17 protein-coding genes are annotated in these 19,719 nt (G+C 67.3%); 10 read left to right on the top strand and 7 right to left on the bottom strand.

The window, feature by feature from the left end; translation table 11 throughout:
- Window positions 1–88 precede the first annotated feature (88 nt).
- From urtA to FOB72_RS05535, 7 genes are read left to right on the top strand one after another with little or no spacing between them, the layout of a single operon-like run.
- A complete protein-coding gene (gene urtA, locus FOB72_RS05565; protein ID WP_150371623.1) occupies window positions 89–1,378 on the top strand; it encodes an urea ABC transporter substrate-binding protein in 1,290 nt (429 codons plus the stop codon).
- Window positions 1,379–1,408: 30 nt separating this feature from the next.
- Entirely contained in the window at window positions 1,409–2,323 is a 915-nt protein-coding gene (urtB, locus tag FOB72_RS05560) for an urea ABC transporter permease subunit UrtB (RefSeq protein ID WP_150371622.1), read from the top strand.
- Window positions 2,324–2,357: 34 nt separating this feature from the next.
- Window positions 2,358–3,491, top strand: a complete 1,134-nt coding sequence (gene urtC, locus FOB72_RS05555) for an urea ABC transporter permease subunit UrtC (protein WP_150371621.1) — start codon at window positions 2,358–2,360, stop codon at window positions 3,489–3,491.
- Window positions 3,492–3,516: 25 nt separating this feature from the next.
- Window positions 3,517–4,260, top strand: coding sequence for an urea ABC transporter ATP-binding protein UrtD (urtD, locus tag FOB72_RS05550; RefSeq protein WP_150371620.1), 744 nt, complete (start codon window positions 3,517–3,519; stop codon window positions 4,258–4,260).
- Between the two features lie 19 nt (window positions 4,261–4,279).
- Window positions 4,280–4,969 (top strand): urea ABC transporter ATP-binding subunit UrtE, encoded by a 690-nt coding sequence (urtE, locus tag FOB72_RS05545; RefSeq protein WP_109580987.1) that lies wholly within the window; start codon window positions 4,280–4,282, stop codon window positions 4,967–4,969.
- A 34-nt stretch (window positions 4,970–5,003) separates the two neighbouring features.
- Complete coding sequence (gene fmdA / locus FOB72_RS05540; protein WP_150371619.1) at window positions 5,004–6,233, top strand: formamidase; 1,230 nt, start codon at window positions 5,004–5,006, stop codon at window positions 6,231–6,233.
- Between the two features lie 17 nt (window positions 6,234–6,250).
- A complete protein-coding gene (locus tag FOB72_RS05535) occupies window positions 6,251–6,580 on the top strand; it encodes an FmdB family zinc ribbon protein (RefSeq protein WP_150371618.1) in 330 nt (109 codons plus the stop codon).
- Window positions 6,581–6,715: 135 nt separating this feature from the next.
- Here FOB72_RS05535 and FOB72_RS05530 read toward each other — a convergent pair whose 3' ends face one another.
- The 6 genes from FOB72_RS05530 to FOB72_RS05505 form a co-directional block, all read right to left on the bottom strand.
- On the bottom strand, window positions 6,716–7,516 hold the full coding sequence (locus FOB72_RS05530) for an IclR family transcriptional regulator (RefSeq protein WP_150371617.1): 801 nt from the start codon (window positions 7,514–7,516) through the stop codon (window positions 6,716–6,718).
- A gap of 12 nt (window positions 7,517–7,528) precedes the next feature.
- On the bottom strand, window positions 7,529–8,455 hold the full coding sequence (locus tag FOB72_RS05525) for an alpha/beta fold hydrolase (protein ID WP_223851425.1): 927 nt from the start codon (window positions 8,453–8,455) through the stop codon (window positions 7,529–7,531).
- A 12-nt stretch (window positions 8,456–8,467) separates the two neighbouring features.
- Entirely contained in the window at window positions 8,468–10,570 is a 2,103-nt protein-coding gene (locus tag FOB72_RS05520; RefSeq protein ID WP_150371616.1) for an acetate--CoA ligase family protein, read from the bottom strand.
- Window positions 10,571–10,574: 4 nt separating this feature from the next.
- Window positions 10,575–11,384, bottom strand: coding sequence for an enoyl-CoA hydratase/isomerase family protein (locus FOB72_RS05515; RefSeq protein ID WP_150371615.1), 810 nt, complete (start codon window positions 11,382–11,384; stop codon window positions 10,575–10,577).
- 19 nt (window positions 11,385–11,403) lie between these two features.
- Window positions 11,404–12,342: a tripartite tricarboxylate transporter substrate binding protein gene (locus tag FOB72_RS05510; protein WP_223851481.1), complete on the bottom strand. Its 939-nt coding sequence runs from the start codon at window positions 12,340–12,342 to the stop codon at window positions 11,404–11,406.
- Window positions 12,343–12,554: 212 nt separating this feature from the next.
- Complete coding sequence (locus FOB72_RS05505; RefSeq protein ID WP_150371613.1) at window positions 12,555–13,532, bottom strand: D-2-hydroxyacid dehydrogenase family protein; 978 nt, start codon at window positions 13,530–13,532, stop codon at window positions 12,555–12,557.
- A gap of 200 nt (window positions 13,533–13,732) precedes the next feature.
- On the opposite strand from FOB72_RS05505, the gene FOB72_RS05500 reads away from it, so the two are divergent.
- From FOB72_RS05500 to FOB72_RS05490, 3 genes are all read left to right on the top strand, one after another.
- On the top strand, window positions 13,733–14,200 hold the full coding sequence (locus tag FOB72_RS05500; RefSeq protein ID WP_150371612.1) for a (2Fe-2S)-binding protein: 468 nt from the start codon (window positions 13,733–13,735) through the stop codon (window positions 14,198–14,200).
- Window position 14,201: 1 nt separating this feature from the next.
- A complete protein-coding gene (locus FOB72_RS05495; protein WP_150371611.1) occupies window positions 14,202–16,448 on the top strand; it encodes a xanthine dehydrogenase family protein molybdopterin-binding subunit in 2,247 nt (748 codons plus the stop codon).
- Window positions 16,449–16,637: 189 nt separating this feature from the next.
- On the top strand, window positions 16,638–17,996 hold the full coding sequence (locus tag FOB72_RS05490; RefSeq protein WP_150371610.1) for an Nramp family divalent metal transporter: 1,359 nt from the start codon (window positions 16,638–16,640) through the stop codon (window positions 17,994–17,996).
- Window positions 17,997–18,019: 23 nt separating this feature from the next.
- Here FOB72_RS05490 and FOB72_RS05485 read toward each other — a convergent pair whose 3' ends face one another.
- On the bottom strand, window positions 18,020–19,636 hold the full coding sequence (locus FOB72_RS05485) for an EAL domain-containing protein (protein ID WP_191002197.1): 1,617 nt from the start codon (window positions 19,634–19,636) through the stop codon (window positions 18,020–18,022).
- Window positions 19,637–19,719: the final 83 nt, after the last annotated feature.

Below are 19,719 nucleotides of genomic sequence, written 5' to 3'. Positions count from 1 at the left end.
ATATGCCGCACCGCATCATCCGCCCCATCACAACCGCAGTACCTGACACCGTTCCATCCAACACCTCGCTTCCAAGGAGCGTTCGATCATGCGTGACAAAGAACATACCGGGTCCCCTTCCCTCGCCGATGGCGATGCGGTTTCGCTGCAGCGGCGGCGGCTGATGCAGGGCATGGCGTCCCTGCCCATCGCCGGGATGGCTGGCATGGCCGGGATGGCTCACGGTGCCAACATCCCGACCGCCACCGCCAACACGACCAAGCTCGCCGTGACCGATACCGAGGTGACGGTGGGTCAGCTGCACTCGGCCACGGGCACGATGGCGATCTCGGAGACCGGCTCGATCCAGGCCGAGCAGCTCGCGATCGACCAGATCAATGCCGCCGGCGGCGTGCTGGGCCGCAAGATCAAGGTGATCAAGGAAGACGGCGCCTCCGACTGGCCGACCTTCGCGGAAAAGTCGAAGAAGCTGCTGGTCAACGACCGCGTGGCCGCCGTGTTCGGCTGCTGGACCTCGGCCTCGCGCAAGGCCGTGCTGCCGGTGTTCGAGAAAGAGAACGGCCTGCTCTACTACCCGACGTTCTATGAAGGCCTCGAGCAGTCGAAGAACGTCATCTACACGGGCCAGGAAGCCACGCAGCAGATCATCTGGGGCCTGGACTGGGCCGCCAAGCAGAAGAACGCCAAGAGCTTCTTCCTGATCGGCTCGGACTACATCTGGCCGCGCACGTCGAACAAGATCGCGCGCAAGCACATCGAGAACTTCCAGAAGAACAAGGTGGTGGGCGAGGAGTACTACCCGCTGGGCCACACCAACTTCAACTCGCTGATCAACAAGATCAAGGTGGCCAAGCCCGACTGCATCTACGCGATCGTCGTCGGCGGCTCCAACGTGGCGTTCTACAAGCAGCTGAAGGCGGCCGGCATTACCGCCGACAAGCAGTTCCTGCTGACGATCTCGGTGACCGAGGACGAAGTGCTCGGCATCGGCGGCGAAAACATCGCGGGCTTCTACGCGGCCATGAAGTACTTCCAGTCGCTCGATAACGCCAACAACAAGAAGTTCGTCGAGGCGTTCAAGGCCAAGTACGGCGCCAAGTCCGTGATCGGCGACGTCACGCAGGCCGGCTACCTGGGCCCGTGGCTGTGGAAGGCGGCGGTCGAGAAGGCCGGCAGCTTCGACGTGGACAAGGTCGTGGCCGCCTCGCCGGGCCTCGAGCTCAAGACCGCGCCGGAAGGCTACGTCAAGGTCGATCCGAACCATCACCTGTGGAGCAAGACGCGCGTGGGCCTGGCCCAGCTCGACGGGCAGTTCAAGGTGGTGGCCGAGTCGCCGGAACTGATTCCGCCGAACCCGTTCCCGAAGGGTTACCAGTAATTCCCCCCCCCCACGCGCAGAGGTAACGTCATGAACTTGTCGGATATGCTCAATATCGGGCTCATGCAGGGCTTTGCCGGCCTGAGCCTGTTCTCGGTCCTGCTGCTGATGGCCCTCGGCCTGGCGATCATCTTCGGCCAGATGGGCGTCATCAACATGGCCCACGGCGAGTTCATGACGATCGGCGCCTATACGATCTTCCTCGCATCCACGCTCACGGAGCGGCTCGCGCCGTCGTGGATGCCCTACTACTTTCCGCTCGCGATCGCCGTCGCGTTCGTGCTTGCCTTCCTTGCCGGATGGCTCGCCGAATGGGCGCTGATCCGGCATCTCTGCAAGCGTCCGCTGGACACGCTGCTGGCCACGTGGGGCCTCTCCCTCGGCATGCAGCAGGTGTTCCGCTCGACGTTCGGCCCGAAGGAAGTCAGCCCCACGCTGCCTGACTGGCTCATGGGTTCGTGGGCACCGGCCGAAGGGCTCGACATTCCGATCAACGGCCTCTTCGTGATGGCGCTCACGCTCGGCGTGGCGGGGCTGGTCTGGCTCGCGCTCTACCGCTCGCGCTGGGGACTGCGCGTCCGCGCCACCACGCTCAACCGCGCCATGGCCAATGCCGCGGGCATCAATACCAGGCGCACGGACCGCGTGACGTTCGCCATCGGCTGCGGCATCGCCGGCGTGGCGGGCGCCGCGTTCACGACGATCGGCTCCACGGGCCCCACCAGCGGCGCGTTGTACATCGTCGATTCGTTCCTCGTGGTCACGTTCGGCGGCGCGGCCAGCCTTGCGGGGACCGTGGCATCGGCCTTCGGCATCGCGCAGACGCAGTCCATTACCGAGTTCTTCATGACCGGGTCGATGGCGCGGGTCACGACGCTGCTGCTGATCGTGACGATCCTGATGATTCGTCCGCAAGGGTTGTTCGCGCCCGCCGTCCGTCGCTGAAACTCACGCCGATTTGCCTTTACCGGAGCCATTCATGTCCACCTCGTCCACCCTGCCCGGCCGCGTGAGAACGATCATTTCATCGTCGTGGAGCGGCTACGCGCTGCTGGCGCTCGTGCTGCTGGTCGTCATGCCGCTTTCGCTGGACATCTTCCGGCTCAACCTCGTCGGCAAGTACCTGAGCTATGCGTTCGTGGCCGTCGGCCTCGTCATGCTCTGGGGCTATGGCGGCGTGCTGAGCCTCGGCCAGGGCGTGTTCTTCGGCCTGGGCGGCTACGCCATGGCGATGTTCCTCAAGCTCGAGGCCTCCGATGCCAAGAGCACGGCCATCCAATCGACGCCGGGCATTCCCGACTTCATGGACTGGAATCAGCTCACCGCGCTGCCCTGGTGGTGGGAGCCGTTCCGCCATCTGCCGGTGGCGCTCATCGGCGTGATCCTCGTGCCGGTCGCCCTCGCCTTTGTCGTCTCGTTCGCGATGTTCCGGCGCCGCGTGGGCGGCGTGTACTTCGCGATCATCACGCAGGCCATCGCGCTGATTCTCTCGGTGCTGATCATCGGCCAGCAGGGCTACACGGGCGGCGTCAACGGGATTACCGACCTCAAGACCATGCTCGGCTGGGATATCCGCACCGACAGCGCGCGCATGATCCTCTACTTCGCCAACGTCGTCCTGCTGTTCGCGGCCATCGCGCTGTGCCGGTGGATCCAGCGCACGAAACTCGGCGTGCTGCTGCTGGCCATGCGCGACAAGGAAGACCGCGTGCGCTTCTCCGGTTACGACGTGGCGATGTTCAAGGTATTCGTGTTCTGCCTGGCCGCCGCGCTGGCGGGCATCGGCGGCGCGATGTTCGCGTTGCAGGTCGGCTTCATGTCACCGTCGTTCGTCGGCATCGTGCCCTCCATCGAGATGGTGATCTTCGCCGCGGTGGGTGGCCGCATGAGCCTGGTCGGCGCGATCTGGGGCACGCTGCTCGTCAACGCGGGCAAGACCTATTTCTCCGAGAGCTTTCCGGATCTGTGGCTGTTCCTGATGGCGGCGCTGTTCATCGGCGTGGTGGTTGCCTTCCCCGATGGGCTGGCGGGTCTCTACAGCAAGTACGTGCGACGCAAGCCGGCCGAAGATGCGGCAACGCCGGCCGAGGGCGTGCCCGGCAAGACCGCCTGATACGCGCTAACGGACAGGAGCGACCATGAGCAACACCGACTTCATGCTGGCCGTGGAAGACCTCACGGTCTCCTTCGACGGCTTCAAGGCGATCGACAACCTCACGCTGTATGTCGATCGCGACGAGCTGCGTGTGATCATCGGCCCCAACGGCGCCGGCAAGACCACGCTGCTCGACCTGGTCTGCGGCAAGACGCGCGCCACCGGGGGCAGCATCAAGTTCGTCAATCGCGAGATGACGGGCCTGCCCGAATACCAGATCGTGCGCGCCGGCATCGGCCGCAAGTTCCAGACGCCCTCGATCTACGAGAACCTCAGCGTGTTCCAGAACCTGGCGGTGTCGTTTCCGCGCGGCCGCGGCGTGTTTGGCGCGCTGGCGTTCAAGACCGACGCGGAGGTCCGGCAGCGCGTCGCCGACGTGGCCGCCGAGATCGGCCTGTCCGATGCGCTCGACCGCGAGGCCGCGCAACTCTCGCACGGCCAGAAGCAGTGGCTCGAGATCGGCATGCTGCTGATGCAGGAGCCGCAACTGCTGATGCTCGACGAACCGATCGCGGGCATGAGCGTGCGCGAGCGCGAACAGACCGCGGAACTGCTCAAGCGCATCAGCCGCGGCCGCGCCGTCATCGTCATCGAGCACGACATGGATTTCGTGCGCGAGATCGCCGACAAGGTCACCGTCATGCATCAGGGAAAGATCCTCGCCGAGGGGTCGATGGACCAGGTGCAGAACGACCCGCGCGTGATCGATGTGTATTTGGGCCACTGAGCCGAGCCGAGGAGAAATCATGCTGAGCGTCGACAACGTTGTCGTCAACTACGGACAGAGCGAGGCGCTGCACGGCATCTCGTTCGCCGCCGCGCAGGGCGAGACGGTCGCCATCATGGGCCGCAACGGCATGGGCAAGACCACGCTGTTCAAGGCGATGATCGGCATGCTGCCCGTACGCTCGGGCCAGGTCTGCGTCGATGGCCGCGACGTCGCGCACGACGAGAGCTATCGCCGCGTGCGCGCGGGCCTCGGCTACGTGCCGCAGGGTCGCATGATCTTTTCGCACCTGACCGTCGAGGAGAACATCCTCACCGGCATGGAACAAGGCACGAGCCGCCGCATTCCCGACGAGATCTTCGCCATGTTCCCGGTGCTGTTCGAGATGCGCCGCCGCAAGGGCGGCAACCTGTCGGGCGGCCAGCAGCAGCAGCTGGCCATCGCCCGCGCGCTGGTCTCGAACCCCAAGGTGCTGCTGCTCGACGAGCCCACCGAAGGCATCCAGCCGTCGATCATCAAGGACATCGCGCGCGCGCTCAACGAGATTCGCCGCACGCGCGACATCACGATCGTGTTCTCCGAGCAGGTGCTCAGCTTCGCGCTCGACGTGGCGGACCGCCTGTTCGTCATCGAGGGCGGCCGCTTCGTGCACGAGACGCAGCGCAACGGCACCGACCACGACCACATCCGGCAGCTACTGTCGGTCTGAACTACTTTTCCTTATCTTTCACAGGAGGCATGTCATGACGGATACCCTGATCAAGGTCGATCTGGCCGAGTCGCCGTACGAGAACCCCAACGTCCACAACCGCTGGCACCCCGATATCCCGATGGCCACCTGGGTCAAGCCGGGCGACGACTTCATCCTCGAGACCTACGACTGGACCGGCGGCTACATCAAGAACAACGACTCGGCCGACGACGTGCGCGACGTCGACCTCAGCACCGTGCACTTTCTCTCGGGCCCCGTGGGCGTGGAAGGCGCGGAGCCCGGCGACCTGCTCGTCGTGGACCTGCTCGACATCGGCGCCAAGCCCGACAGCCTCTGGGGCTTCAACGGGTTCTTCTCCAAGAAGAACGGCGGCGGCTTCCTGACCGACCACTTTCCGCAGGCCCAGAAGTCGATCTGGGACTTCCATGGCATGTTTACCTCGTCGCGCCATATCCCCGGCGTGAACTTCGCGGGCCTGATCCACCCGGGCCTGATCGGCTGCCTGCCGGACAAGGCCATGCTCGAGACGTGGAACAAGCGCGAGATGGACTTTATCGCGACCGAGCCGGACCGCGTGCCGCCGCTGGCCAATCCGCCGTTCGCGGCCACCGCGCACATGGGCAAGCTGCAGGGCGAGGCCCGCGACGCGGCCGCGGCCACGGGCGCGCGCACGGTGCCGCCGCGCGAGCATGGCGGCAACTGCGATATCAAGGACCTGTCGCGCGGCGCCAAGGTCTACTTCCCGGTGTACGTCGATGGTGCGGGCCTGTCCGTCGGCGACCTGCACTTCTCGCAGGGCGATGGCGAAATCACGTTCTGCGGCGCGATCGAGATGGCGGGCTGGGTCCATATGCGCGTGTCGCTGATCAAGGGCGGCATGGCCAAGTACGGCATCAAGAACCCGATCTTCAAGCCGAGCCCGATTACGCCGCAGTACAACGACTACCTGATCTTCGAGGGCATCTCGGTCGATGAGGCCGGCAAGCAGCATTACCTCGACGTGCACGTCGCATATCGCCAGGCCTGCCTGAACGCCATCGAGTACATGACCAAGTTCGGCTACTCGAAGGCACAGGCGTACTCGATTCTCGGCACGGCGCCGGTGCAGGGGCATATCAGCGGCGTGGTCGATATCCCGAACGCGTGCGCCACGCTGTGGCTGCCCACGCAGATCTTCGACTTCGATATCCGGCCGAGCGCGTCGGGGCCGACGAAGATGATCACGGGCGGTATCGACCTGCCGCTGTCGCCCGACCTGTAACCCGCCGCGGAGCCGCCATGCCTACCTACGACTATCGCTGCGCCGAGTGCGGAGATTTTTCGGTGCTGCGTTCCATCTCGCGCCGCGACGATCCCTGCACGTGTCCGTCGTGCGGAGCCGCCGCGCCCCGCGCGCTGGTCGCCGCCCCGGCGTTCGCGAGCATGCCCGCCGCGTCCCGCGCCGCGCATGCCACCAACGAACGCAGCGCGCACGCGCCGCGCGAGTCGCGCAACCACGGCGCGGGCTGCGGGTGCTGTTCGTCGCCGGTCAAGCTGGCGGGCAATGCGGCGCGCGCGGATGCAGTCAAGGGCAACGCGGCCGGGCGGCCGTGGATGATCAGCCACTGACGCCGGCAACGCGCCAGATACAACGAGGAGGATAAGGAGGAGGGGTCAGTCGTATGTGGTACCCCGGCCCTGCCCCGCGGTTCGCCTTCCCAGGAGGTGCGCCGCGGGGACAGGCCCCCGGGCTTGCACAACGGGCTACGCTTGCTGACTCGCGAACGCGGCGTCGATATCGCTGGCCAGCCGCATGAGATGCGGCGCCAGTTCCTTCGCCGCATCGTCCATCGACGCCTTCGTCGACAGGCTCACATTGAGCACATGCACGGGATAGTGGCCCAGGCGCATCGGCGTCGATATCGCCATGACTTCCGGCTGCCAGCTCGCGATACACCAGCCATGCGCGCGCACCTGCGCGATCGACGCATCGATCTCCGACGCCAGGGCGTTCCAGTGCGTGGCAAACCGCCGCGCGAACTGCCGCATCAGCCCCTCGCGCTCGTCGTCGGGCGCCGCCGCCAGCCACGCGCGGCCGAGCGAGGTCAATGCCATGGGCACCCGCTGCCCCGCCGCGACATTGCGCAGCGAGGTGCGCCGGCCGTAGCGAATCGACTCCAGATAGACCATCTCGTCGCGATCGGCCAGCGCGAGACCGACGTTCAGGTGCTCGGCCTGCGCGAGGTCGCGCATCAGCGGCGCCGCAACCTGCAGGAGCGTGGAGCCCGTGCGCATCGCATGCGCAAGGCTGAGCACGGGCGCGCCCAGCCGGTAGGCGCGCAGCGTGGTGTCGTACTGCAGGAAACCGGTGTCAACGAGGCTTTGCGTCAGCCGGCTGACCGTCGAACGCGCGAGGCCCGTGCGTTCCGCGAGCTCGCCATTGCCGAGGATCTCGGATCCGGGACGGAATGCGCGAAGAATCTCGATGCCGCGTTCGAGCGACCGGTTGGCCTGCGTGCTCGCGGGGCGCCCCCGGGCACGGATGCGCGCTTCCTGCGAATCCACGTGCAACCTCCATCAATGCTCGAACCAGTCCAGCAGTATGGCATTGATTGACGCATAGGATTCGTACATGACCCAATGGCCGGCTTCCGGCACGATCACGCCCTCGCGGCGCGGACGGCCGTCGGTCAGCTTCGCCAGCGCGATATCGGGATCCGCCGTCACGTCGTTCTCGCCCCAGGCCAGCAGCGTGGGGCCGCGGAACCGGTCCAGCGCCTCGGCGAGGCCGCCCGCGCGCGAGATATGCTTGCTGCGGAAGCGTGCATGGCGGCACGAGTCCGTATAGGCGAGCAACGCCAGCGCATCGATCGCTTCGGGGTTCGAGATCATGAACGCCTCGACGTTATGGCGCATCGCGGCGGCCAGCGCCTCCGCATCGGGTGCCGCGCGCCAGTCGAGCAGCGCGCGCTGCTGCCGGCGCGGGCCCGCGTGACCGCCGGGGCCGAGCAGCGCGAGCCGGCGCACGCGCGGCAGCACGGTGGCCAGGTGCGCGGCGGTCAGCCCGCCGAACGAGAAGCCGACCACGTCGATATCGCCGGGATCGGGCAATTGCGCGTAACCGGCTGCAATCGCTTCGACCAGTTGCGATAACTCCGCACCGGGCGGATCGCCCGATTCGCCGTAGCCCGGCATATCGGGCACCCATACCGTGTGGTGCGCGGCCAGTGCCTCGATATTGCGCACCCAGTGCAGCCAGCTGCCATGGCCGCCGTGCACGAGCAGCACCGACGGGCCTTCGCCAAAGCGGCGCCAGACCATCTGCGTACCGTCGGCATCGGTCAGGAAATACCTGGCCTGCGAGGCGAGCCGATCCACCACGGCCGCCGCTTCGGCACCGCCGGAGATCGCGCGCCCCTCTTCCGCGATATTCGCGCGGACCGTCGAACTCCTGTCCGCCTGCGCTTCCGCCCGCTTTGCTGCCTCGTCCGAGGACACTCCCATGCTTCCGCTCCGCTATTCACCCATCACCACGACACCGTCCGCCGCGCGCACGCCCTGACCCGCGGGCAGCACGAACACCGGATTGATCTCCGCTTCGACGAGGCGCGCGCCCAGCGACGCCGCCATGTTCGAGAACGCGACAATAGCATCCGCCAGCGCATCGATGTCGGCTTTTGGCCGGCCGCGATAGCCATCGAGCAGCGGCCACGTCTTCAGTTCGCGGATCATCGACGCCGCCGTATCGTGTGACAAGCCCCCCGCGTCGGGCAACAGCCGCATCGTGGTGTCCTGAAAGAGTTCCGCCGTCACACCGCCCATGCCGAGCAAAATGGCCGTGCCCAGTGCATCGCGATGCGTGCCGAGAATCAGCTCGACGCCGCCCTGCACCATCTCCTGCACCAGATAGCGCTCGGGCGCGCTGCCCGTATGCGCGCGCACCTCGTCGGCCATGCGGGCCATGCGTGCGGGCAGCGCATCGGGCGCGATGCCGACCGCCACGCCGCCGACATCGCTCTTGTGCGTGATCGTCGAGGACAGCATCTTGAGCACCACGCGGTCCCCGAACGGCCGTGCCGCGGCCACCGCCTCGTCCGCGCCGGCCACCACGGCCTCGCGCACGACGGGCACGCCGAAGCGCGCGAACAGCTGCTTGGCCGCGGCCTCGTCGAGCGAGCCCGACGGGATATCGTGCGTATCGACGTTGGGCAACGCTCCCGCGGGCGTATCGCGCACGGTACTCAGCCGGCTCGCGGCAAGCATGGCCTCGAATGCCACCGCGCAACTCTCGGGCGCGCTGAAGGCCGGCACGCCGCGCTGATTCAAGACTGCGGCCACATGCGGCGCATGGGGGCTCACGTAGGCCAGCACGGGCTTGTCGCTTTCGGGCAGGCAATCGTGGATCGCATCGGCCATCAGTTCCGGCATGGCCAGCGCCGACGAGCCGACGATGATCGTCACGGCGTCGTAGCTCGGGCTTGCGAGCAGCGCGCGGATGGCGCCCCGCAGAAGATCGGGCTGCAGTCCGGCCAGCGTGACGTCGATCGGATTGCGGTCGAGCGCCGCATGGTCGCCCTTCTGCAGCGCGCGCAGGCGCGCCGCGGTTTCCGCATCGGGCGCGGGGGTCTCGAAGCCCGAGACGCCGAGCGCATCGGACACCAGCGTGCCCGCGCCGCCCGTCGAGGTCAGCACGGCCACGCGATTGCCGCGCAGCGTGCGCGCCGTGGCCAGCGCGGCCGGAATGTCGATCAGATCCGCAAACGTCTGCGCGCGAATCACGCCCACCTGCCGGAACAGCGCGTCGTACATGCGGTCGGCACCGGCCATCGCGCCGGTATGCGACACGGCCGCGCGCGCGCCCGCTTCCGAGCGCCCGATCTTGAACGCCACCACGGGCTTGCCGGCCGCCGCGGCCTTGAGCGCCGCGGCGCGGAATTTCTCGGGATGCCGCACGCTCTCGACATAGAGCGCGATGACCTGCGTCGCGGGGTCGTCGGCCAGGTAGTCAACGAAGTCCGCAAGATCGAGGTCCACCTCGTTACTCGTCGACACGAGCTTGGACAGGCCGATACCGCGCGCGGCCGCGCGCGACAGCAGCGCACCGAGAATGCCGCCGCTCTGCGACACCACGCCGATATTGCCGGCCGGGAAATTCTCCATCTCCAGCGCGCCACTGGCCGACAGCGGAATGCGGTCCGTCACGTTGACGAGCCCGATGGTGTTCGGCCCAAGCAGCCGCATGCTGCCCGCGGCCTCGAGCAGTTCCGCCTGACGACGCGCGCCCACCTCGCCCGTTTCCGTATAACCGCTGGCCAGCACGATCGCGGCACCGGTGCCGCGTTGCGCGAGCTCGCGCACGGCGATATGCGCGCGTTCGGCGCCCAGCAGCACGATGCCCACGTCGGGCACCTCGGGCAGCGAACCGATATCGGCATAGCAGCGCAGTCCGCCGATGGTCTCGACCTTCGGATTGACCGGGTAGATCGCGCCAGCGAAGCCATGGCGCGTGAGATACGAGACTGGACGGCCCGCGGTCTTGGCGGGGTCCGCCGAGGCGCCGATCACGGCAACGCTGCGCGGCCGGACGAGACGGGCAATCTGATGGGAATTCGCCGACATCGTCTTACCCCTTTGCCGCCGCCGCCGTAGCCGCCTTGGCGAGGAATGCTTCCACCGACGCGCGGTGCTCCGCGCTCGTATAGCAGATGCCCTGCGCCTGACTGCCCTGCGCAAAGACCTGATCGGCCGTCAGCTCGAACGTCTGGTTCAGGATCGTCTTGCCGAGCGCGAGCGCCGTGGCGGAACCCTGCGAGAGCTCGGCGGCCCACGCCACCGCTTCCGCGACGAGCGTCTCCGCCGAGGTGCTGAGGCGGTCGGCGATACCCAGTTGCAGCGCTTCGGCGGCATCGACCTTGCGGCCGCTGAAGATCAGGCCCTTGGCCGTGGAGAGCCCCGTTCGGCGCGGCAGGAAGTACATGCCGCCGCCATCGGGAATCAGGCCGCGATGGATATAGGACCAGGTAAAGCTGGCCGCGTCGGACGCGATGACGAAGTCGCACGCCATCGCCATATCGGCGCCGAGGCCATTGGCGCCGCCGTTGACGGCCGCGATCACGGGCTTCGGCATGTTGTGCAGCAACCCGACCGAATGATGCACGCGCTGCTGGCGCGTCCAGCCATTGAAGCCCACCTCTCCCGGCGGCGCGTCCATGCGCTTCTGCATGCCGGCCACATCGCCGCCCGCGCAAAAACCCTTGCCGCTGCCCGTCAGCACCAGCGCGCGGATCTTGCGGTCGGCCGTCACGCGCTCGAGCGCGTGGATCAGCTCGGTGCGCATGTCGTCGCTGATCGCATTGCGCTTGTCGGGACGGTTGAGGGTAAGGACGGCGATGCCGTCGCGTACGTCGAGTTGAATCAGGGTGTAGTCGCTCATGACAGTTCGTTTGGTGTGTTCAATTCAAAGAGATATGCGCGTCCTTCACGACCTTGCTCCAGCGTCCCTCTTCCGCGCGCACGTAACGCGCGAAGTCTTCGGGCGTGCCCGTCGCGATGGTCAGGCCCTCGGCCTCGGCGCGCTTGCGAAACGCTTCGGAATTGGCCGCCTTCGTCGCGGCCGCGTTGAGCCGCGCGATAACGGGCGCGGGCGTACCGGCGGGCACGAACAGCCCGTACCAGCTCTCGGCCACGTAACCGGGCACGCCGCTCTCCGCGATGGTCGGCACGCGCGCGAGGTCCGCGCTCGTCGAACGCTGCGCGGTGGTCACGCCGAGCGCGCGCAGCTTGCCGCCTTCGAGCAGATTGCCGACCGCCGACGCGGTGGCGAACATCAGGTCCACCTGCCCGCCGAGCAGGTCCGTGATCGCCGGGCCCGCGCCCTTGTACGGGATATGCGTGAGGTCGACCCTGGCCAGGCTCTTGAACAGTTCGCCGGCCAGATGCGCGGACGTGCCCGGCCCCTGCGACGCGAACGAGATCTTGCCGGGCTGCTTCTTCGCGGCCTGAATCACGTCCTGCACGGTCTTGTACGGGCTGTCCGCGCGCACGACCAGCACGTTCGGCGAGCGGCCCAGCAGCACCACCGGCGCGAACGCCTTGTCGGTGTCGTACGGCAGCTTGGGCTGGAGGCTCGGATTGACCGCATGCGCGAACGTCGCGATCACGAGCGTATAGCCGTCCGGCGCGCTCTTGGCCACGTTGTCCGTGCCGATGATGGTGCCGCCGCCGGGCCGGTTGTCGACGACCACGGGCTGGCCGAGCTCCTGCGCCATGCCGATGCCCACGGCGCGCGCCACGAGGTCCGTGCCGCCGCCGGGCGAGAACGGTACGACGAGGCGCAGCGGTTTGTCGGGGAACGTGCCGTTGGCCGCCTGTGAAAGCGGCGCTAGGCACATCAGGAATACCGCTGCCAGCGCGGCGCGGAAGGAAATCTGTTGCATCGGGATGTCTCCTGTCGTTATGCGATCAGGGTAAGCAAACCGACCTTTTCCCACACCCCTTCAATTCCAACCCATGGAATCAGGAAACGAACGCGAACCAAAAAAATAGGGACGTCCGCGCGGTTCGCGCACGGACGTCCCAAGGAGTGTTCGGACGAAAAAAAGGCTTAGCGCCGCAGTCGCGACAGCACCTCCGGATTCGCAAGATTGGCGGGCATCCCCGCGAAGAAGCTGTTGATGTTCTCGAACGCGCCGCCGTAATACGCCTCGTAGTTGTCGCGCTCGACAAAGCCGATATGCGGCGTGCACAGGGCGTTGTCGAGCTTCAGCAGCGGATCGTCCGCGCCGAGAATGGGCTCGCGCTCGAACGCGTCCACCGCGGCAAAGCCGGGCCGGCCCGCGCGCAACGCGGCAACCAGCGCGCCCGGCGCAACGAGCTCGGCGCGGCTCGTGTTCACGAGCAGCGCGGTGGGTTTCATGCGCGCGAGATCGGTCGCATCGACGATGCCCTCGGTCTCGCGGTTGAGCCGGATATGCAGGCTGACGATATCGCTCTCGGCAAAGAACGCCTCGCGCGAGGGCGCCGCTTCGAATCCGTCCTTGCGCGCATCGGCGATCGAGCCTTCCCGGCCCCAGACCCACACCTTCATGCCAAAGGCCTTGCCGAAGCCCGCCACCTGCTTGCCGATACGGCCATAGCTCCAGACGCCGAGCCGCTGGCCACGCAATTGCTGGCCCAGATATCCCTGCCACTGGCCGCCGCGCAGGCGATTGACCTCGCTGACCAGATGGCGCCGGCTTGCGAGCATGAGCGCCCAGGTCAGTTCGGCCGTCGCCGCGCCGGAGCCGCTGCCTTCCGCCACGGCGATCCCGCGTTCCGTACACGCGCGCAGATCGACGTGCCCGGCCACCTTGCCCGTCTGGCTGATCAGCCGCAGGCGCGGCAGCCGGTCCAGCAGCGCCGCCGTGACGACCGTGCGCTCGCGCGTCAGCACGATGGCGTCGGCATCGGCAAACCGGGCCGCCAGCGCGTCGATCTCCTTGACGTTGTCATGGAAGACGGTGACGTCGTGGTCGGCCAGACGCGCATAGCAGTCGAGGCCGCGGACGCAGTCCTGATAATCGTCGGGAATCGCAATACGCATGAAGAAAGACCAGCCCGCTGTTGTCGAGTGCGCACAGTGTAGGAAGAAAATCCCGTGCGAATGCGGGTGTATTTCCGATAAACGGAATTGAAACCGCTTGTACCCCTTCATTTCGCTGTTCGACGCGCGCGCGCTGCCCTAGATTCGACACTGCGCCCTCCCGCGCGCCATAACAACGACAACAACAACAGGAGCACCCCATGCCTACCTACCAGCTACAGGTCAACGGCAAGTTGCAGACCGTCGACGCCGATAGCGATACGCCCCTGCTCTATGCACTCCGCGACAACCTCGGCCTCCACGGTCCCAAGTTCGGCTGCGGGCTCGGCCAGTGCGGTGCCTGCACCGTGCTGTTCAACGGCACGGCCACGCGCTCGTGCGTACTGCCGGTGTCCTCGGTCGGCGACGCGCGCATCACGACGCTCGAAGGCCTCGGCTCGCCGGAGCAGCCGCACCCCGTGCAAAAGGCGTTTATCGACGAACAGGCCGTGCAGTGCGGCTACTGTATCAACGGCATGATCATGACGTCCGTGGGCCTGCTTGCGCAGAACCCCAAGCCGTCCGAGACGCAGATTCGCGACGCGCTGGCCGGCAATCTGTGCCGCTGTGGCACGCATGCGCGCATCGTCCGCGCGGTCAAGCGTGCCGCCGGCACGAAGGAGGCCTGACATGGACCGTCGCGCCTTCCTCAAGCAGTCCGGCGGCCTGCTGCTCTCGTTCTCGCTGCCCGCGACGCTCGTTGCCACCGCCACGCCGGCGCTCGCGCAATCCGTGAGCGCCGTCGATGCGGCCGGCCAGACCGTCACACGGCCTTCCGCCGCCAAGGGCGACGTCGACGCGTGGCTCGCCATCGCCCCCAACGGCCGCGTCACGGTGTTCAGCGGCAAGGTCGACCTCGGCACCGGCGCCCGCACGGCGCTTGCGCAGATGGTCGCGGAAGAACTCGATGTCGCGTTCACGCAGGTCGATCTCGTCATGGGCGATACGCTGCTGACGCTCGACCAGGGCCAGACCGCGGGCAGCCTGACGATCCAGGACGGCGGCGGCACGCTGCGCCGCGCGGCCGCCAGCGCGCGCCGCGCACTGGTCTCGCGCGCCGCCGCGCAGTGGGAAGTGGAACCCGCCACCCTGACGGTCCGCGACGGCGTGATTGCCACGCCCGACAATGCGCATCGCATCGGCTACGGCGAACTGCTCGCGGGCAAGCCCATCGAAGTCGCGCTCGACCCCAAGGTCCCGCTCAAGGATCCCGCAAAGCATGCGCTCGTCGGCAAGAGCGTCGCGCGTGTCGATATTCCCGGCAAGGTCACGGGCCAGTTCACCTATATGCAGGACTTTCGCGTGCCGGGCATGCTCCATGCGCGCGTGATCCGTCCCGCCGGTCCGGGCGCGAAGCTCGTGAGCGTGGACGAGTCGTCGGTCGCCGGCATGACGGGCGTGCGCGTGGTCCGCAAGCAGGACTTCCTCGCGGTACTGAGCCCCACCGAATGGGGCGCCATCAAGGCCGCCCGGACGCTCAAGGTGCAATGGGACGACCCGCCCCACTTTCCGGAGCAGGCCGATCTGTATCGCTACTGGCGCGCGTTGCCCGTGGCCAGCGTCGAAACGCCGGCCAACAAGGGCGATGCCGCGGGCGCACTGGCGACCGCGAGCAAGCGCGTGGAAGCCACCTACGAGTTTCCGCCGAACACGCACGGTTCGATCGGCCCGGCCTGCGCGGTCGCCGACTTCCGCGACGGCCAGTGCACGATCTGGTCGGCCGCGCAGTCGACGCACTCGCTGCAGGGCGAGATCGCGCTGACGCTCGGCGTGGACAAGGCAAAGGTCCGCCTGATCTACCTCGACGGCGCGGGCTGCTATGGCCGTAACGGCCACGAGGATTGCTCGGCGGACGCCGCGCTGGTATCGCAGCTCGCGGGCGCGCCGGTGCGCGTGCAGTGGATGCGCGCGGACGAGCATGGCTGGGATCCCAAGAGCCCCCCCACCGTCATCGACCTCAAGGGCGGCCTCGATGCGCAGAAGCGCCCCGTGGCGTGGCAGTCCGAGTTCTATGCGGCCGCGCAGAAAGGCTCGATCGCCGAGTTTCCGCTGCTGGCCACGGTCACGTCCGGCATCAAGCGCCCCGCCTACGTCACCGGCAATATCTCGAAGAACGCGGACATCCTCTATACGCTGCCGAACGTCAGCACCAGGGTCAATCGCATGACCGACAGCGCGTTTCGCACCGCGCATCTGCGCTCGCCCGGCCGGCTGCAGAACGCGTTCGCGAACGAGGCCTTCTTCGACGAGCTGGCCATGGCGGCCGGCGCCGATCCGCTGCAATGGCGGCTCGACTACCTGCCCGACCCGCGCGCCCGCGCGGTGCTCGAGGACGTGGCGCGCCTGTCGAACTGGAATGTCCGTACCAGCAAGGCCATCCGTCGCAAGGGGGACCCCCGTGACGTCGTCCGTGGACGCGGGTTGGCGTTCGTGCGCTACGACAACGATCGCACGTATGTGGCCACGGTGCTGGAGCTGGCGGTTAATCGCAAAACCGGCCAGATCCGCGTCACCGACATCTGGTGCAGCCACGACTGCGGCCAGATCATCAATCCGGACGGCACGCGCAACCAGATCGAGGGCGGCATCATCCAGACCGTCAGCCGCGTGCTGATGGAAGAGCTGAAGTTCGACAGGCAGAAGATCACCTCGGTCGATTGGAACACCTATCCGATCCTCCGCTTCCCCGATGTGCCCAACATCCACATCAGCCTGATCGACCGCCCCGAAGCCCCGCCCTGGGGCGCTGGCGAGATGGCGCCCGCCACGATTCCCGCCGCCATTTCCAACGCCGTGTTCGCCGCCACGGGCGCACGGCTCCGGTCGGTACCGTTCCTTCCCGAAAAAACGCTCGCCGCAATGAAGCGGCAGGCGTAGTCTGAGGCATACGCTCCCAGTGCCGCCTTCTCCCCCCGGGGAGAAGGCGGCGAAACATGCCTGATGAGGCGCTTCCGATAGTCAAATAATAATGATTATCAATTGCATCATTAGGGATAACCAATTGGCCTTTCGGCCAGCGGGTGTACAGAATGTCATCAACCGCACACCCGCGAACCGGATCCGCACATGCCGCCGCCCCTCGACACCGCCACCATGCCGCCACGCCAGCCCGCGCAGCTTCGTATCGGGCAACCGCGTTCGCGGCTTGCCTTTCTGGGCGCGGGCGCACTGGTGGCCGTCGGCTACATGGATCCGGGCAACTGGGCCACGGCCATTGCCGGCGGCGCCAGCTACGGCTACCAGCTTCTCTTTGTCATTGCCGCCTCGAGCATCGTGGCGATGCTGCTGCAATGGATCGCCGCGCGCATCGGCGTGGTCACCGGCCGCGACCTCGCGCAACTGAGCCGCGAACGCTTTTCGCGCCGGACCAGCATCGTGCTGTGGATCGCGAGCGAGATCGCGATCATCGCCTGTGACGTCGCCGAGATCGTCGGCAGTGCCGTGGCCCTGCAACTGCTGCTTGGCGTCAATCTCTGGGTCGGCGTGCTCATGGCCGCCGTGGCTACCGTGGCGATCATGGCCGTGCAGCGCGAAGGCCGGCGCACGCTCGAAGGCCTCGTGGCCGCGCTGATCCTGATCGTCGCGCTCTGCTTCGTCGCGCAGCTTGCCCTTGCCCAGCCCGAATGGCGCGATGTCATCGGCGGGCTCAAGCCCTCGACCGAACTCGTGCGCAATGCCGGCATGCTCTGGCTTGCCGCCGGCATCGTCGGCGCGACCGTGATGCCGCACAACCTCTATCTGCACTCCGCGCTCGTGCGCCGCTTTGCGCCAGCCGCCGAACCCGGCGATGCGTCGCCCGGGCTCACGACCGAGATGCGCGCCGAGTACAGCGCCATCCGGAAGACGGAAATGCTCGAAGTGCTGCGCGGCGTGAACCTCGACACGTTCGGCTCGCTCGGCTTCGCGTTCCTGATCAATGCGGCGCTGCTGATCGTCGCCGCCGCGGTGTTCCATGCCAACGGCATGACCCAGGTCAGCGATCTGGCCGACGCGCACCGCCTGCTCGATCCGCTGCTCCACTCGGACCTCGCGAGCCTGCTGTTCGCCGTGGCCCTGCTGGCCTGCGGGTTGAATTCGACGGTGACGGGCACGCTGGCCGGCCAGGCCGTGATGGAAGGCTTTCTGAACCTGCGCATGTCGCGCCTGCGCCGTGCCCTGCTCACGCGCGCCGTGGCCATCGTGCCGGCACTCGCGGCGGTGGGGGTGTTCGGCGAGCATGGCTCGGCGGAACTGCTCGTGGCGAGCCAGGTCGTGTTGAGCCTCTCGCTGCCGCTTGCGGTGATTCCGCTCGTGACGTTCGGTGCCAGCCGCGAACTGATGGGCGAGTGGCGCGTGCGGGGTGTCGCATTGGCCGCCGCGTGGTCTGCCGCCGGGGCCATCGTGCTGCTCAACGTCGTGTTGCTCGCGCAAAGCGCTATGGCCTGAACCTCGGGACGTCGAGCCCCGGATCAGCGAATTTCGGCCATCTCCTCGGGCGCCGAAGCCTCCTCGCCGTCCGCGCCGAGCACAACCTCGGCGCTGGCCGGACGCTGATACAGGTAACCCTGCGCGCAATCGACGCCGATCTCGGCAAGCAGCGCATGCTGGGCCTCGGTCTCGATGCCCTCCGCCACCACCACGAGCCGGAAATGATGGGCCATCGCCACGATGCTCGCGAGCAGCGCCTTGGCATCGGCGTCCACCGACTGCGTGAACTGGCTGTCGATCTTCAGGTAATCGAACGGAAAGCTGCGAATGAGGTCGAGGTTGCTGTTGCGCGTGCCGAAGTCGTCGACCGATAGCCGGATACCCGCGCGCCGCAGGCGCTCGAATGCCTCCATGGCCTGGCCGCGATCGGCCAGCAGGTGCCGCTCGGTAATCTCGAGCACGAGCGCGGCGCCGTCCGGCATGCGCGCCTGCAACGCGACGGCTTCGGCCTCGAAACCGCGGCGCCGCAGGTTGAGCGGCGGCAGGTTGACCGCGATATGCATCGGCATGGCGGGCCGGTAGCGCTCCACATCCTCGACCACGCGCCGCATGACGAAGCGCGTGATGTCGGCGATCAGCGGCGTCGATTCCACGGTCTCGATATACGACCCCGGCGGGATCATGCCCCAGCGCGGATGCCGCCAGCGCAGCAGCGCCTCCACGCCCACGCGCTCGCGCGTGCGCACGGCGACGATGGGCTGGTAGACCACGAAGAACTGGTCGCGCCGCAGCCCCTGCCTCACGGCCTGCAACAGCAGCCGGCGCGGCGCGGCCACCATCAGGAACATCGTCACGAGGAGCAATCCGGCCAGCAGGCCGATCGCGCCGAACATCAGCGCGTACTTGCGCGAAGTGGTGGCCACGAACTCGGGCGCCGCCACTACGGCGACGGTCAGCGGATACTGCGGCGACGTCACGCGCGTGATGGAACCGAGCGGACCGGGCGCGTCGCGAAACGTGCCATCCTGATAGATCGACGCGCCGCCCACGGTGACCGCAACGACGCCGGCGCCGAAGCCCTGCCCATGCGCGAGCGCGTCCACCACGTAGACGCCATCGACCAGATACAGCATGCCGCGGCGCGCGTCCTGCGCGGCCGAGGGCTCGAACAGCACGAGCGTCGGCGCGGACTCGCGAAACGGCGTGTGACCCACGAGCGCGATGCGGCGCCCGCCTGCCGCGCTGCCGCCCTTCTCGAAGTTCTTGCCGAAGTACCAGCTCAACGGCACGCGAATGCTGCCGCGCGTGGAAGAACAGTAGGCCACGCCATCGGTAACGGTCGCGGCCGAGCGCACATAGGGGATATAGCTCTGGCGCTCGTTCAGGGCATCGCTGATGGCCGGGCACGACCGCCCGATCAGCGTATCGAGCCGGGATCTTCCGTGCGTTTCCACCGACGCCATCATCCGTGCGATGGCCCCCACCACATCGGACGCGATCGCGCGTTCACGGCTGGCGATCACGTCGTCCGTGTAGCGCGCGCCAATCCACAGCGCCACCGACGTCGAGACCGTGCAAACCGCGAGCCACAGCAGCAGCGTGGCGGGCGAAGGCGTCCACCCGCCGCCGATGAAGTCCCTCCATGTCCTGAACAACAATCGCCCCCTCCCTCCAAGTCTGCTCGCCCCCGAGTCGATTGTGGGCATGCGGGCGCGCCTCCGATGTCCGCTGGCGTCCTACA

Origin of the sequence: Cupriavidus pauculus (genome assembly GCF_008693385.1) — a bacterium.
GTDB classification, from domain to species: Bacteria; Pseudomonadota; Gammaproteobacteria; order Burkholderiales; family Burkholderiaceae; genus Cupriavidus; species Cupriavidus pauculus_D.
The sequence above is the reverse complement of the archived record's forward strand: the minus strand, read 5'-3'. Positions and strand labels throughout refer to the sequence as shown.